Annotated in this window: 15 protein-coding genes; 2 read left to right on the top strand and 13 right to left on the bottom strand. The window is 33.0% G+C overall.

Features of this window, described 5'->3' with window-relative positions:
- From Q0P94_RS03645 to Q0P94_RS03590, 12 genes are all read right to left on the bottom strand, one after another.
- Positions 1 to 846, bottom strand: a complete 846-nt coding sequence (locus Q0P94_RS03645; RefSeq protein ID WP_295113906.1) for a hypothetical protein — start codon at positions 844 to 846, stop codon at positions 1 to 3.
- A gap of 221 nt (positions 847 to 1067) precedes the next feature.
- The gene (locus tag Q0P94_RS03640) at positions 1068 to 1874 is read right to left on the bottom strand and encodes a zinc ribbon domain-containing protein (RefSeq protein WP_295113904.1); all 807 of its coding nucleotides are present in this window, start codon (positions 1872 to 1874) and stop codon (positions 1068 to 1070) included.
- An 8-nt stretch (positions 1875 to 1882) separates the two neighbouring features.
- Positions 1883 to 2188, bottom strand: a complete 306-nt coding sequence (locus Q0P94_RS03635) for a hypothetical protein (RefSeq protein ID WP_295113902.1) — start codon at positions 2186 to 2188, stop codon at positions 1883 to 1885.
- 75 nt (positions 2189 to 2263) lie between these two features.
- On the bottom strand, positions 2264 to 2620 hold the full coding sequence (locus tag Q0P94_RS03630) for a hypothetical protein (RefSeq protein ID WP_295113900.1): 357 nt from the start codon (positions 2618 to 2620) through the stop codon (positions 2264 to 2266).
- Positions 2621 to 2649: 29 nt separating this feature from the next.
- Positions 2650 to 3177 carry a hypothetical protein gene (locus tag Q0P94_RS03625; protein WP_295113898.1) on the bottom strand — a complete coding sequence of 176 codons (528 nt, stop codon included), beginning with the start codon at positions 3175 to 3177 and terminating at the stop codon, positions 2650 to 2652.
- Positions 3155 to 3391 carry a hypothetical protein gene (locus tag Q0P94_RS03620; RefSeq protein ID WP_295113896.1) on the bottom strand — a complete coding sequence of 79 codons (237 nt, stop codon included), beginning with the start codon at positions 3389 to 3391 and terminating at the stop codon, positions 3155 to 3157. The genes Q0P94_RS03625 and Q0P94_RS03620 overlap by 23 nt, the downstream gene beginning before the upstream one ends.
- 469 nt (positions 3392 to 3860) lie before the next feature.
- Positions 3861 to 4256 (bottom strand): hypothetical protein, encoded by a 396-nt coding sequence (locus Q0P94_RS03615; protein WP_295113894.1) that lies wholly within the window; start codon positions 4254 to 4256, stop codon positions 3861 to 3863.
- Complete coding sequence (locus tag Q0P94_RS03610) at positions 4249 to 4611, bottom strand: hypothetical protein (RefSeq protein ID WP_295113892.1); 363 nt, start codon at positions 4609 to 4611, stop codon at positions 4249 to 4251. The genes Q0P94_RS03615 and Q0P94_RS03610 overlap by 8 nt, the downstream gene beginning before the upstream one ends.
- A gap of 416 nt (positions 4612 to 5027) precedes the next feature.
- Complete coding sequence (locus tag Q0P94_RS03605) at positions 5028 to 6692, bottom strand: AMP-binding protein (protein ID WP_295113890.1); 1665 nt, start codon at positions 6690 to 6692, stop codon at positions 5028 to 5030.
- Between the two features lie 157 nt (positions 6693 to 6849).
- Positions 6850 to 7422, bottom strand: coding sequence for an XRE family transcriptional regulator (locus tag Q0P94_RS03600; RefSeq protein WP_295113888.1), 573 nt, complete (start codon positions 7420 to 7422; stop codon positions 6850 to 6852).
- Between the two features lie 205 nt (positions 7423 to 7627).
- Positions 7628 to 7858 carry a hypothetical protein gene (locus tag Q0P94_RS03595; RefSeq protein WP_295113886.1) on the bottom strand — a complete coding sequence of 77 codons (231 nt, stop codon included), beginning with the start codon at positions 7856 to 7858 and terminating at the stop codon, positions 7628 to 7630.
- Positions 7859 to 7961: 103 nt separating this feature from the next.
- Entirely contained in the window at positions 7962 to 8525 is a 564-nt protein-coding gene (locus tag Q0P94_RS03590) for a hypothetical protein (protein ID WP_295113884.1), read from the bottom strand.
- 510 nt (positions 8526 to 9035) lie between these two features.
- Between Q0P94_RS03590 and Q0P94_RS03585 the strand changes: the two genes are divergently transcribed.
- Positions 9036 to 9725, top strand: coding sequence for a hypothetical protein (locus Q0P94_RS03585; protein WP_295113882.1), 690 nt, complete (start codon positions 9036 to 9038; stop codon positions 9723 to 9725).
- A gap of 257 nt (positions 9726 to 9982) precedes the next feature.
- Complete coding sequence (locus Q0P94_RS03580; protein ID WP_295113880.1) at positions 9983 to 10681, top strand: thymidylate synthase; 699 nt, start codon at positions 9983 to 9985, stop codon at positions 10679 to 10681.
- A 10-nt stretch (positions 10682 to 10691) separates the two neighbouring features.
- On the opposite strand, the gene Q0P94_RS03575 is transcribed toward Q0P94_RS03580, so the two are convergent.
- Positions 10692 to 15569 (bottom strand): C1 family peptidase, encoded by a 4878-nt coding sequence (locus Q0P94_RS03575; protein WP_295113879.1) that lies wholly within the window; start codon positions 15567 to 15569, stop codon positions 10692 to 10694.
- Positions 15570 to 15722 lie beyond the last annotated feature (153 nt).

Here is a 15722-nt window from a genome sequence, read left to right as displayed (position 1 = left end):
CTACTCACTACTGTAATTGATGCATAGTCTGGTTAAAAATGCACCGTCAATTCTGTCTGCACATAGCAGTCCGTTTAAAATCTTTGATCTGACATCCCTTTTGATTGCCTCACCATCATCAATTGTCAATTTCTTGGTTTCAAGCAATTTGTTGAATGAATCACCATTTCCCAAAACCAGACTGTCCCATTTGGAAATGGCTTCTGCCTTTTTGGCTTCAGATTTACGCATTACCTTATCAAAAAAAGCGTTTTTGATGCTTTTGAAATTTTTTCCGTCGAGAATTTCACCGTACAATTCATTGGCGATACTGATAATGTCTGCAATATAGATATTGGGATATTCCCTTTTTATCCTGGTGACTGTCAGAGCATCGTAATTTCTGCCCACAATCATCTCAAGGCTTCTGATATATGAATCCTGTTTGACTGCATTTGAAAAATAATACTCAAGGCTACGCTTGATTTCATAATCACTGATGTTATCCTCTGCAATTCGGGTTTCAATCTTTGTATAAATCACATCAATATCCTTTGAGGACACATCATATTTAGCCAGAAACTTCCTGTAAAAATCGCTTTTATCATTGATTAATGAAGCCAGATACTCCATTTTGCCTCTTTTTTCTGTTTCAAGGCACATTCCCCTGAAATACTCTTCAACAACTTCAACAAGATTATCATCACTTGACACTATTCCATCTGAAATATCGCTTTTAAGTTTTGAAATGACAAGTTCACAGTCCCGAAGAGTCAAATCATAGGAATAAAGAAGATATTTGAAAAAGGGAGTGTCAAATTCTCCAATAAGTTCATCCAATCTTGAAAGAATAACTTCATTAATCATATTAAGTTAATATATGTAAAAAATAAAATAAAAAGGTTTAGTTTTCCTCGCTTTCCAAATATGCTTTTTGTAGTTTTTCGATGACTTTTAAAAATTCTTCACTATCCTTAAAAATCAATACCTTGGAATCGCCCATTCAAACACCTCAAAAAAATATAAAAAACCGACCGGTCATGAAAAATAGGAAATGAAAAAAAAACATGGCCGGTCAGAATAAACATCTACCATCTGATTTTATCCATATCCATGTATGCCGGAGCTCTTTTGGCACCCATTTCCTTTTTAAGCTTAATCTTATCTTCCAGTGATACTCTTCGTTCTGTGCGCTTTTCAAGGATTTCCGCCTGCCGTCTATCAAACAGCTGAGTGTCGAGATTATATGCTTCGCTTTCCAATGCCTCATCAATAACCTCCCAGTGACATTCTCTTGAGATGACCTCCCTTTTCAAATCATCCAGGCGAGGATTGCGGATTGCATAAGGTGTTTCATTATTCTTGAATGCCCACTGATCCAGACCACCATATTTTTCCCTAAACAGTCCTATGACACCGAACTGTCTTGGAAGCTCTTCATCAGGAACTAATTTAGGTATTTGAGGAGTTTCAGCAACTTTATCTATAGTATCAGATTTTTGAATGGTCACTTTTGCCCTTTGAGATTTTTTAAATTCGGAATAATTGAATCCTCTATTGATTACCTGAGAGTTTTGTTCGCTTATCTTTAAAAAATCGCTTTTGTGAATCATTTCTGAGTTGATCTTTCGCCTTCCATTTCCTTTTTTGGCTGAAGGCCAAGGAAACTTTCTTTCCATTACCTTCGCCCTAATCTCATCAATGTCACAGGAGCGGATTATCTGCTGAATCCCACAAACGGGATAGATATAATAATAACCGTCTTCATTTTTAAACAGATTCCTTATGTCAGTTCTGAAATCGCCTGCAAACTCCCCGTCAAGTTTGGATCCGCAGGCATTGCAGTATTCAAATCTTTCATTTAGCTTTTTGGCACAGTTCGGACAAATTTTCATAGTTACCTCTAATATATCAATACAATTTTTTCTTTTTGGCAAAACTCTTTAATTTCCCTAAAAATTTTCTTTAACTCGCTATTTGAATATCTGTGTGCAAAATAATATAAAATTGGAATTGTTCCGTCACAGGAGACAATATCCAAAACATTATCATGAATCATTATCTTGTCTGCATTCAAACGGCAGACATTATCCTGAATGTTTTTAACTACCTCTTCACTTTCAACTTCATCAATAACTTTAAAGGCTGTCAAAAGATTTGTGTTTCTTTTAACAAGCCTGTCAATTGCTCCTAAATCAAATAAATTCATTATTACCTCCTTAAATTAAAATGCTTCCAAATGCAAGGCATATTGCCAAGTATCCAATCATAAAAAGTAAATCCTTCAAAATAATGTACCTCCCGCATTAGCCAAATCCTCATCAAAAACATACCATATTCTGTTTTCATAGGTTACCTTCCGTTCAAGTTCAGCCAATGAATCAGCTTCAATAATATGTTTTTCCTGTCTGTAATACCATAAATTGCCTTTTTTTGAAACCCTAAATATTCCTGTGCAATTTTCCAGATAATTCAGTTCCAGTTCAGCCGTCAAAAGTTCTTCTAAAAAATAGAGAACCTCCCTAAGCTCCCTATTTTCAACATTATGCAAGTCCAGGACTCCGTAGTCTATTGCTCTTAATGTCTCATCTGTTAAAAAATCTGTGATTTCACTTGTAAACTTAGCTAAACAAACCCTCATGTAACCTCTAAAAATCAATTGATGAATTATCATTCATCCAAAACAATCATTTCCTTCAACAAATTCATAATGAATTTATTTAAAGGATTATCCAATGACAAATACTGCCGGTTGCCTTTATCTGATCCGAACTCTGCAAAATAGGGTGTCTGGCCACATCCTCCATCTACCGTAGTTCCCAAAGTCACGCAATCATTGACAACCTTTATCCCAAAATCGGCAAAATCAAAAACCATGACATTTGCCTCATCCGTGATGAAAGTTTTTCTCTTCTCTCCGCATTCAAGTTCAAATACCGCTCCTTCCGGAGTATTTTCACCAGCTGCAAGAATCAGCCTGATATAGATGCCGTCACCATGGATTTTTCTTTCCAAAAATTCAAAAAACTCATCATCCATGCTTTCAAAAGCATATTTTTCATCTGCTTTACCTTCATAGGTTGGCATGAAATTGTCGGATGTGAGCTCATCAACATAGAAATGAAAATCATCATTTCCAGCAACAGCATTTTCAACAGTCTTAGATACATTTAAATTAATTTTTACAGATACGTTCATATTTATTCCTCAATGATAATGGTTTATAGTCCATATGGCGGACATAATGGTAGAAATTTCTCAGATAACTTAAATCCTTGATTGCAGATATCCGACTTCCATGGCCGTTACGCCATGAAGCGCTGTTACTGCATATAAGGACATCAGAATGATTTTTTAAAATATGCTTCAAGCATACGAATTCTCTAAAATTGGTATCACGATTATCCTCCATTCTTTAGAAAAGTCAGTAGCTGTCTAACTTAAAGTTGAATAGGAGTTAAACGATGATATAATGTAAAATACAAGGATAGTTAAACAGCTACTTATCAACGTACAAAATAGATAACAGTTGTTTAATCGGAAAAGGTGAAATAAATGAACATGAGTTTGATTATGTTAAATGCACGATTAAACAACCTGTAAACATGATTAGAACACTGCACTTCCAGCAGCATGTGTTAATTCTTGTGGCATTATTATCAACTCCCTAAATTGATAAATTCGTATAGAGTCAAATTACTTCGATATAATGGTGTGGTTAACTTATATCTAAAATTTTGTTTGCAGTTAATTCTAAGTTTTAAGTCATATATAAATGTTTCGTTACATATGAAAAAAAGTATAAAAAATAGTCAATTTAAAATAAAAACAATTTTACACACCAAAAGCAATGAATGTTCAAATTAAAAAAAAAAATATTTCTAGAATTCAAATGGAGGGGATTTCTTAAGTGATTCAACCTGTTCAATTGCAAATTTTGATTCTTTTTTACTTTGATCTAATTTATCTTTAAAATATTGAAAATCATTATTTTTCCAATCATAATCTGCTTCATTTCTATTTTTCCTCAAGTCATTGAGTTTTTCACTAACAGACGATTCCGTATTATTTCCTGATTTAACTAAACGATTATAAATTCTTTGATGAACATTATAGTTATCATTAAATTCATTTTCATTCATTATCTCTACAAGATATACACGTACACTGCAAAAAATAGCATAATAATATCTACCTATAGCAGACCTTACATATGCTTCATCATCCACTTGAGCCAAAACATCTCCAACATCTAAAAATCTTGAAAAATCAAACATATTTCACCCCATAACTAATTGCAAATTCTAAAAAAATATTAAATTTTCTTCTAAAAGGTCTTATCTGACTTCTAATTATTTCAATATCCTCCTGAACCCCATTATAAAATCGTTCTCGAGATACATTAATCATTAACTCCAAATAATTAAAATCCATTATTTCAGGATCATGAATAATATCCAAACAGTATTCACAATTAGAAAAATATTTTTCCAGAAAGGGTTTTATTTCATCGATTAAGAAAAAAATTGATTCATTGTTTTTTATAAAATCATAGACTTCACTATAGGAATTAATTTTAAAATAACTGTTTAGGGCAGAAAATTTCTCATCAAATGTCAATTTTTCATCCAAGTTATCACCTATCAATCATTTATTGAGCCCAACAAACTATTATTTCAATTTAATAATATAAATAACTTTTCAAATAACTCATAACAATATTTTAAGTGCAAATAATAATTTATATAAAAATAAAATATTTCATAAACATACATATATAAAAACAAGTATAAAAAATAGCCAGTTTAAAATAAAAACAATTTTACACACCAAAAGCAATAATGTGTAAATAAAAAAAACTCGTAAAAAATTGCCGAACTAGAAAAAATGAAAATTTAAAATAAAATGGATTTAAGATTAAAAGCAAATTTTTTTGATGTAAATTAGTAGAAATTTGAGCATGAATAAATAGTATGACCAAAATTGCCATCAACCAAAATAAGTTTTACAGCTGATAATGATAAAAAAAAAGTATAAAAGAGAGTGAGTTACAACTCTCCCCTTTCACGTCTTTCGTCCAGCAGTTTAAGACCTAAGTCACCTAACTTGTACTTTTGGATTTTACCACTGGTAGTAAGAGGGAATTCATCTACGAAAAATACATATTTAGGCACCTTATAACGGGCAATTGAACCTATACAGAAATCACGAATGTCGGCTTCTGTAACATCATCAAATCCATCTTCCTTGATGATGAATGCTCCTACAATCTCACCGTACTTTTCATCAGGAATTCCTGCAACCTGAACATCCTGAACGCAATCATTGGTAAATAAGAACTCTTCAATTTCACGTGGATAAATGTTTTCCCCACCTCTGATAATCATGTCCTTGATACGGCCAACAATGGAGTAATATCCGTCCTCATCAACTGTTGCAAGGTCTCCTGAGTGAAGCCATCCGTCAGGTTCGATGGTTTCAGCTGTCTTTTCGGGCATGTTGTAATATCCTTTCATTACATTAAAACCTCTGCACATGATTTCTCCAGTTTCTCCAACGCCAACTTCCTCGCCAGTTTCAGGATCAACAATCTTAACTTCAATGTTAGGGAACTTTCTTCCCACAGTATTGATTTTTTTCTCAAACGAATCAGCAGCATTAGTCTGTGTAAAACCAGGTGCCGCTTCTGTAAGCCCATATACACTGGTGATTTCCTTCATATTCATCTTTTCGATTGCATCCTTCATTGTCTCGACAGGACATGTTGAACCTGCCATGATACCTGTACGCAGTGAGCTCATGTCAAACATCTCAAACATAGGATGGTTCATCATGCCTATAAACATTGTAGGCACCCCATAAATGGAAGTGCACTTTTCCTTTTGAATGGATGAAATAGCTAAAAGAGGGTCATACTCCTCAAGGACAACCATTGTAGAACCGTGAGTAATGACAGCCATTACACCAAGCACAGTTCCGAAACAGTGGAAAAGAGGCACCTGAAGAAGTAATCTGTCCTTTTCAGTATAGTTCATGTTTTCACCAATGTAGTAACCGTCATTTACAATGTTACGTGAAGTCAACATTACTCCCTTAGGGAATCCTTCAGTTCCTGAAGTGTACTGCATATTGATGACATCATGCTGTGTAACTGCATCCTTTACCTTCTGGTATTCGTCATCATCATAGTTCATACCAAGCAATAATAATTCATTGGTGTTATACATTCCGCGATGCTTTTCCTGACCCACATGGAAAATAAATTTCAGGTGTGGGAACTTTTCAGCCACCAAATGCCCTCTTGCACATGTTTTGAGCTCAGGAACCAATTCATTTATTATGTCAAAATAACTGGTGTCCCTGAATGCGTCGGTCATTGCCAATGCTTTCATGTCTGACTGTCTTAAAACATATTCAAGCTCATGTGACTGGTAAGCTGTGTTGACAGTTACGATTGTGGCTCCAATTTTTGCTGTTGCAAACATGTAGGTAAGCCATTCTGGCACATTCTTAGCCCATATTCCTACATGATCTCCTTTTTCAATTCCAATAGCCAGCATTCCTTTTGCTAGATTGTCTACTCTTTCATCAAATTCTTTATAGGTAAACCTTAAGTTTCTATCCGGATAAACGATAAATTCATGATCTGGTTGCTTTTCAACCATTGATTCGAAAAATTTTCCTAATGGTAATTCTGTAAATAGTTCAGACATACTTTCACCTCTAATCAATTAAATAATAAAATAACTAAACCAAAATGCAAATCATAAATGCAATTCCAATTGCAATGTGTTTAAGTTTAAATCCAAATCTGCTGTGTAAAATCTATCAGTTTTTGGCTTGAAAGTTATTTTACTCATTTTATCAACCTCAGTATGGAGTGTAAAGCACAGCTAAAATCTTAGCCGGTTTTTCACCGCTTGCGTGTAAATGGTGAGGAACTGCTGAGTCATAAAATATTGTGTCCCCTTCACCGATTGTGAAAGTGTCCTTACCGTAGATTACTTCAATTTCCCCATCTAAAACATAAATGAATTCTTCACCTTCATGGGAAGACAATTCCTTTTCCCCTTCTTCAAATTCAATGTCGATTAAAAATGGGTCTATGTTTCTGTCTATTTTTCCCGCACCTAATGAGTGGAATTCAAGGTTGGTTGCATTTGTCACGTCTTCTCTGCCTGAGAAATATAGTGAGTTTTCAGTTTTTCCGCCTCTTGTGACCACAGGACCAAGTTCAGGAGTGTCATCTAAAAATGTACCTAATCTGACGCCAAGTGCCCTTGCCATTTTGGTCAATGGGGTAAGGGAAGGTATAACTTCACCGTCTTCCATAGCTTGTAAAACTTCAAGTTTTACTCCACTTCTCTCGGATAAATCTTCAATAGACATGTCCTGTCTAGCTCTAATGTCTTTTATCTTTTTTGCAAAGTCTTCATTTGTCATATTTTTCACACATCTTTTTGAATTTACACTTAAAACAATTTAAGTATTTATAACTATCTATAACAAGATATTTAAAACTATCTTAAAAAATTCAATTTTTTAGGATTATACTGACTATTATTAAATTTAAAATAAGAAATTAATTAAAAAATAGAAAAATATTCAATTTGAAAATAATTAAAAAAATAGGTGATAAATACTTAAGTTACATTAAAGAGCTGATAATTTTTTTGGCTTCCTCAGACAAATCATCCATGTCATTTAACTGTTTAATTTTATCCTTATACTCCTTATTCGATTTGATTAGTTCATCAATCTCTTTATTCTTTTGACCCAATTCCCTATTTTTTGCTTCAATTTCTTCATCTTTTTTAACAATTACATCTCCAAATTCATCATAAACCAATACTTGGAGTTCATTTTCATATTCCACCATATTCAACTATCCCAATAATCTATTTTGTTTTCTGATATCTTTTACATGTTTCAATACCATTCCGCCAAGAATAACCCCAATATCCATCTTCAGCATCATATCATCAATCAGCGCATCGTTGAAAAATTTCAATTAGATTTTCTATTACTGAGGGTGCATATCTTTTTGAAATGAATTTGGAAACAAAAACTATGTCCAGTGATTCCATTTCAGTTAATTTCTCTTTTTGTTTAACTTTAATTATAACATTTTCATATTTACACCAAATTTCATCCTGACTGAAGTAATGATAGAAAACCTTAATGAACATGGAAGGGGCATATTCATATAATTCAAATTCATTTTTTGGGTTCTTATGACACACTGCAACAAGATATAGCAATTTATAATATCTATAGCTTTCAAAAATGACATATTTTGCAAATTTTTTTAAAACATTTTCTGTTATATCACCACTTTCCTCCTCAAGAATAATTAACATGTTTTCATCAGTCAAATAGCATTCATCCACCCTACCAATTTCAAAATTCGGAAAAACAATTTCCTGAGGCAATCTAATTTTAAAGTTACCCGGCAACCCCAAATATTGATGCTGACGTTTAGATTGAACCAATGCCAAATATTTTATTGTCTTATCATTAAGATGATATATTTCAGTTTCCTTCAATTAAAAATCTCCTGACATTTAAGATTTCCAAAAATCATGAATAAACTATCTATAGACAATCGATTAAATTTAATCGAATAAATATATAGTTATCTCAAGTATAAATGCATTATTATTCTTTATTTGGATTTTTATTTCCTTAAATTAATTTTTAAATTTAAAATCAAATTTTCATTATATTCCAATTATTGCCACAAAATTAAAAAATTATGTATAAAATAACCTAATATCACAATATAATTGACATCACCTCATAAAAAATAATATAAGCTAAAAATTGACCTTAAAAATAAGAAAAATGATATATAAGATGTCAATCAATACTAAATTGTAAAGATTCATCCTCAGATCTTTACAAAAAATGTCATGTAGAAACTCAGAAAAAAACTATATTCGTTTGTGAATTAACTCCCTTGATGAATAGGACTAGTGATACTAGTCTTATTCAAAAAGATTTTCACCTAAAAAAATATTTAACAAAACAACCAAATATCACTTAAAGGTGAAAATTTGCTTAAAAACACAAAAATCATTATTGTCATTGCACTTCTTTTTGCTGTTGGAGGATTAATAGCTTATGAACTTACCCAAAATTACAACAATATCGAATACACAACATTGGGAAATACAAGCATAGGCACTGTTGAAAAAGGCATTTCCGGGAATGAAAGTGCGAATACAAGCATTGCATTAATCACAGGAATTCATCCAAGAGAAAAACTGTCAATAGGCCCTGAAATTGAAGCTGCAAAGCAATTCGGAAACAATAATGTTAAAATTATTCACTACAAGGTAACTGTAACAGACCATCCTGACGACTATGAAATCGGAAGGGCAAACGGAGAAAGCCTTGTTCATGACTACGTGAATCCTGACGTAACCTCTTCTGATGCTGATGCAGTAATAATCAGCCATTCCCACAACCCGACCTATGGCGAAGGATTTTATGTTGCAACACCTGAAATGGACAATGCTTCAGTCAAACTTGCTGAAAAAATTGCAGACACAAGTGATTTCAATTATTATCCTGTAACCGGCAATGAAACATACAAATCAACATCAGCTGTTTTAGTATCAAAGCCCATAGCCCAGGCAGGTTATCCTACTTTAGTATATGAAATTCCAGAAGATATTTCCGAACATACCTCAACAGACAAGACAAAAGAACTATTTGAAATGATATCCAACATTATTTCTTAAATCTCATTTTTTTATCAAATATGGAAGCGAAATTGATGGTAATTTAATTGAAAATATGATTAATTAAAATCATTTTCTAACAACGACCATCAAAATAATTAAAATTATTTTTAAAATAAATAACTCAAATATTAAAAAACATATTTTAAAACTCATTAATGTAGATGAATCAGCATAACTAATTAATTTTTCATCAATAATAGAAATTATTTATACCATAGCCAATAAAAATTTAACCAATTAAAGGAGCTGTAAAAATGTTAACAATTAATGAATGTTATCTTGATTTTGTTGATAAAATCTTAAAACAAGGAAAAGAAACTTACAAAGACTCAAATCACCATTTAATCGAAAGTCTTGGGAATTTTTATATAATCGACGATCCGTTTAACTTGAAATTCAGAGCCAAATACCAACACTACACACCTGACATGCTGTTGAATGACATCAAATCCGGAAAATTCGACATGGAAGGCTGTCCAATCAAAAGTGATGCATTATACGAATATGTGAAATCAGCTGAAAATCCTGATGACCAGGGATTCGTATACACTTACCCAAATCGTATCTATGCTCATTTTGACGTTGACCAATTCAATACCATGAAACAAAGAATTTTAACCGCAACAGGTTCAAACAGAGCAGTGGCAGTTACAATCGATCCTCAACTTGATGCAGACAGGGAAGATATACCATGCCTCCAGTTCCTGCAATGCATTGTTCGTGACAACGAATTGACTATCCACTGCATTTTCAGAAGCAACGATATCTTTGGCGCATTCTACTCAAACATGTTCTTCATAGCATACCTTGGATTAAAAATGAAAGAAGAAGTAAACAAGGAAATTGTTGGTGAAAAACTAAACTTTGGTGGAGTTCATTATCACTCCACATCAGGCCACATTTACAATACAGACCTAAAAGCAGCTCGTAATTTAATTAAAGCAAATAAATAAGGTATTAACCTTATTTAATTGTTATCTTATTAATGTTTCTCAAACTGCCATAACTTGTAGTTAGATAGAAACTGCCTATTTTTGAATTAACCTTAATTTTGAATATTGCAATTCCATAAGTGGAAGTTCTGGCGGAATATGTTTTGCCCTTGAACTTGACAACTATCTTCTGATATTTTAAGACCTTACCGGAAGTGCTTAAAAGTTTGACGGCATAGCTGAATGTTCCTGATTTTTTAACAATCATATTCTTTGTTATCAATCTTGGTTTGACAATGACTTTGCTTGAAACCTTGAAATTCTTATATGTTGAAGTTACAGTATAAGTGCCCACCTTTGCAGAAATTTTTAAGGATGCATAACCGTTGGAATCTGTGTATCTATAAAAAATCTTGCCGTTGAAGTTGATAGCTACCTTAACACCCTTTGCAACATTTCCGTTATCGTCATATGCCCTAACCTTATAATACTTGCCGGTACCGAAATACATTGCCAATCCTCCTGCAACCAAACGGTTAACAACACTGATGGATTGGGTTTTTTCCTCACCAGTGAGGAGATTGGTAACCTTAATGAGATAATTTCCTCTGGTTAAATCTATTTTGAATGACAATAGACCTTTTGCATCAGTGACAACATCATAATCCTTTTTGACAGTGACGAGAACATTTTCATTATCCAAAGGTTTGCCGTCTTCATCATACAAAGTAGCTTTATAGTATGAATTGTAAGTGTATCTGCTAGTGGCTGGCAGTAATATAGTGGATTTAACAGTAATATTCTTATCCAAACTGGATTTAACATATCTGGAAGTGCCATTAAATAAAATAGAAATAGAATATTCACCCACATCCAAATTAAATTTGAAAAATGCAACACCCTGAGCATTGGTTTTCAGTTTATATGTCTTTCCATTTATACTTGCAGAGATAAAGCAATCTGACACAAAATTGCCTTTATTATCCTTTAATGTGACAAGGCATGAAATTGTTGAATTATAATAAAAGACATCACCGCAGGAAATGACTGTAGGAATCTCATTTACTTTGAAAGTTACCTCTTCAACATCGGAACAGTAAGCACTACTGTTTACACTTGCATTGACTTTATAGCTGCCAGGCAATAAGTCATTCAAATATAAAATAGCCCGACCGTTGACTGATTTGACAGTATTATGCTCTTCATTTACATAGATGACAACAGATTCATTTATAGGTTGTGAAAGGTCAACTGTGACTTTATAATCATCATTTTTCTGCAAAACATTTACGTTTAAATCAATTTTACTTTTAGTGACATTCAATGAAATCACTTTGCTTGAAACATCATAGTAATAGCTGTCCTTATAGTTAACTGAAATCTCATTGATTCCCATTTTTTCAAATACATAACTCAAATCAGCTTTTCCGTCAGTCAATGCCATAGTCTTAATTTCATTGCCTATATTGAATGTAACTTCACCGCTCTCAACCAATTTGCCATCTGAATCCTTAACTGTACATATTATATTGACCGGATTCACAACATTTCCTGATTCCACATTTAACTCAACAACTGTTTTTTTAAGTGAAACATCAAAATAATCCTTAGTGGAACATGAAGTATAATAATAGGAACTATCGAAATAGCTTGCTTTTATCTCCTGTCTGCCGAAGCTGGTGAAAACATGATCCAAACTCGCAATACCTCCCTCAACATCTACATCATAACTGACACCATTCAAAATAAAGGTCACTACACCGCTTTCTACGGCCATGCCCCTATCATCACAGACATTAGCAGTTATAGTAATAGGATTATTCTTGCCGTTTACGTTTAATGATATTGTAGAGTCAACAGCATGAATGGTGACTGACTCTTCACATGAAGATGAGTTATAACAGTACAAATCAGAGTATGACGCTGAGACATTATTTATTCCCATTGTCCTGAAAACATGAGTCAGACTGGCAACACCATTTACAACATCCACAGAAAAGCTTTCATCTCCCACATTGAAAACAACCTCACCTGATTTAACCATATTACCGTCGTTATCTTTTACGATTGCATCAATGGTTAATGGATTATGTTTAGATGATGAAAAATTCAAAGTCAGTGAAGTGCTGATTAATGAACTTGCAACATTGATGGATTTAATGGAATCGGCATAACCAGTTTTGCTGAATTTAACAGTGAATTCATTTATTCCTGTTTTAAGTAAAATATTTGATAATGCAGCTTTACCATCTGTAATATTTGTTGAATAATCCTTATTGTCAACAGTAAAAATCACACTGCCATTTTCAATTGCATTGCCGAATTCATCAGTTATCCTTGCTACAATATCAACCTTGTTATCTTCAACATGTTCAACTGTCAAGTTAATGACTGTCCTTATTTCATTGAGGAAAGTGAACGCCTTAATGCAAGCCACCTGACCGGAATAAGTGTGGTTAGGATAAGTCCAATCCAAATTACATAAGTCATGCCATGTTTTACCGTCATAACTTACAAAGGAAATATTTTCCCTGTAGAACTCCCTCATAAATGAAACTGACTCGGAAATAGGAACTGAAACATCACTATCGCCTGAAATCTTAAATACTATTTCAAAGATATCCCCCACTTTAAGCGGAATTATCTCATCCAAATTGATTGTTTTATAGCTGGATCCTGCAGAACCATACTTGAATGCCTTTGAAACATTATTGACATAAATGTAAAATTCCCAATTGCACTGCTTATTGAAGTAAGTAGAAACAGCCGCCAAATATTCATCATCAGTAGCTTTGAAAATATTTTTATACCAGACTTCATAGGTTTTGTTGAAGAAATAATCTGATTTACCCGGAATGTCATATTGGTAATTCTTATCAAATTTAATAGTATCATTTAAAATGAATGTGTAAGTTGATTCAGGTTTGTTCAACTGTGCACAGTGCTTGTCATAATATGAAACATAGTAAAATCCTTTGTCTCCGCTGTTGTCTGTACCCCAACTGTTTTTAATAATCCAGGCACCATCACCAGGAGGAAGCGGTTTGTTATTGACAACTTTTGCAAAATTCTCTTTGGAATAATTATCATCCCATCCGACGATGGTTATCGCATGGTTTCCGCCTAATTCATTAGGACAATAATAACTTTTTCTGTCCTTACCAAGATATGTGCTGCTCCAGTAGATGCTGGTTGCAACTGCACCATAATCCATTATGGCTCTTTTGATTTCATCGTTTTCAGTGTAATTTGTACGGGTTAAATAAACAACATTCTGCACATGGAAAAAGCTTTTAAATAATGAGGACAATTCTGAATTAGGATCATAAGGGTCATCAGTTTCATTGATAGGACCTAACCAAGCTGTAAGGTATGAAACACTCATCTTATCATATCCTCCTATATTAGGTTCCATTGCCCATCCATAATCTGAAAACTTATACATCAGGTTTTTCATGTTTTCTTCTGACAAATCATAGGTTTTTCCGGTTGCCTTTAAAATGCAGGATTCCAAAGCAGCTATTGTATTGAATGCCCAACAGTTTCCGCCACTGCCCTGATTTTTAACTGGTGATACCTGACCGAAAGTTCTTAAATCATAACTTGAAGGAAGATTTCCATCATAGGATGTGTTCAACTTAACTAAAATGTAGTTTCCATCACTTACAAATAATTCCGGAAGATTTGCTTCATATGCATCAGGTTCAAACAATGCTTTGTTGTTTATGAATGTGTTTTCAAATGCAGAATCAATAACTGAAATAGGTATGTAGTCTTCACCAATCACGGAATAAACCGCACCACCTGTATTTGACGCTTCATTGGACATGAATTTGTTACCTGAAGCAATAAAGTCATACACCTCATCAACAAAAATGGCTCCACCGTTTTGTGCATAGTTTGATTCGAATGTGGAATCTTCTAAATAGAATGTGTTGTACATTATGTAAATAGAACCCCCATTATATTTTGCTCTGTTATTCTTTGAGACAAAATTGTTTAATTTCAGACTTGAACTTAAAGAAACAATTGCTCCACCGAAAGTGGATGTGCAATTAGTAATTTCAAGGTAATCTGATTCCAAATTTGAATTTTTCAAATATATTGCTCCGCCAGCATCATCAATTGAGTATCCGTTAAGGATACTGGTTTGAGTAATTGTTAAATTTGCATTATTTTTCGCACATATGGAACCGCCAAATTTATCTGCATAGTTTGAAATGAATTGGGAGTTCCTGATTAATAGAGTACCCTTGTCAACATATATTGCCCCACCTTCAGATGCGTAGTTACCATTGAACTGAGAATTGGTTATGGTTAAATTTCCATCTATTAACTTAATTGCACCGCCCTGGCTTAGGCGATATTCATTTGAAAATGTACAGTTATCAATAGTTGTGGAGGATGAAGAAGTTGAAGAATAAATAGCATTATAACCCCGAGTAGGATTGTTAAAGATTGAATTAACAGCCTTTAAAGTGCCTGTAGTAGACACTTCACAGTTTATTAAAGTAAGATTTTTTAAACACAGATACCCGGAAGTTTCAATTCCAAAATTTTTAATGATTGTTTTTGAAGGATTTGACCCGATTATTGTTAAATTCTTTTTTTCGAGCAATTCATTTAATTTGTATTCCCCATCAGACAAATAAACAATAGAATTCTCTTTAATATATTCTATTTTCAGATTTTTATACGGATTACTCCATGATCCATCACCGTCCTTTTCAACACCCGCATCAAAATAAATATCTGAAGCTAAAGTATCTGTATCCTCACTTGCGATTGATGTATTTTGAATTGAAACATCTTCTGCAAGGATTGTCTCATTTTCCGCTGCAAATGATGTTGGAATTATTATCAATAAACATAATATTGACAATAACATTAATATTTTAAGTTTCTTCAAGCTATTTCCTCCTTTTTAACAATTTAACCACATAAAATTGGTAAAATGTATAGATTATTGTTATTTATTGAATTTATAATATAAAAAGTAGTAGCATAAAAAGAAAGAAATTTTCCAAAATGTAAAAAATATTTAAAAAAAATAGTAGAGGGA

The sequence above is a fragment of the uncultured Methanobrevibacter sp. genome (genome assembly GCF_946184425.1).
GTDB lineage: Archaea > Methanobacteriota > Methanobacteria > Methanobacteriales > Methanobacteriaceae > Methanocatella.
The sequence above is the reverse complement of the archived record's forward strand: the minus strand, read 5'-3'. Positions and strand labels throughout refer to the sequence as shown.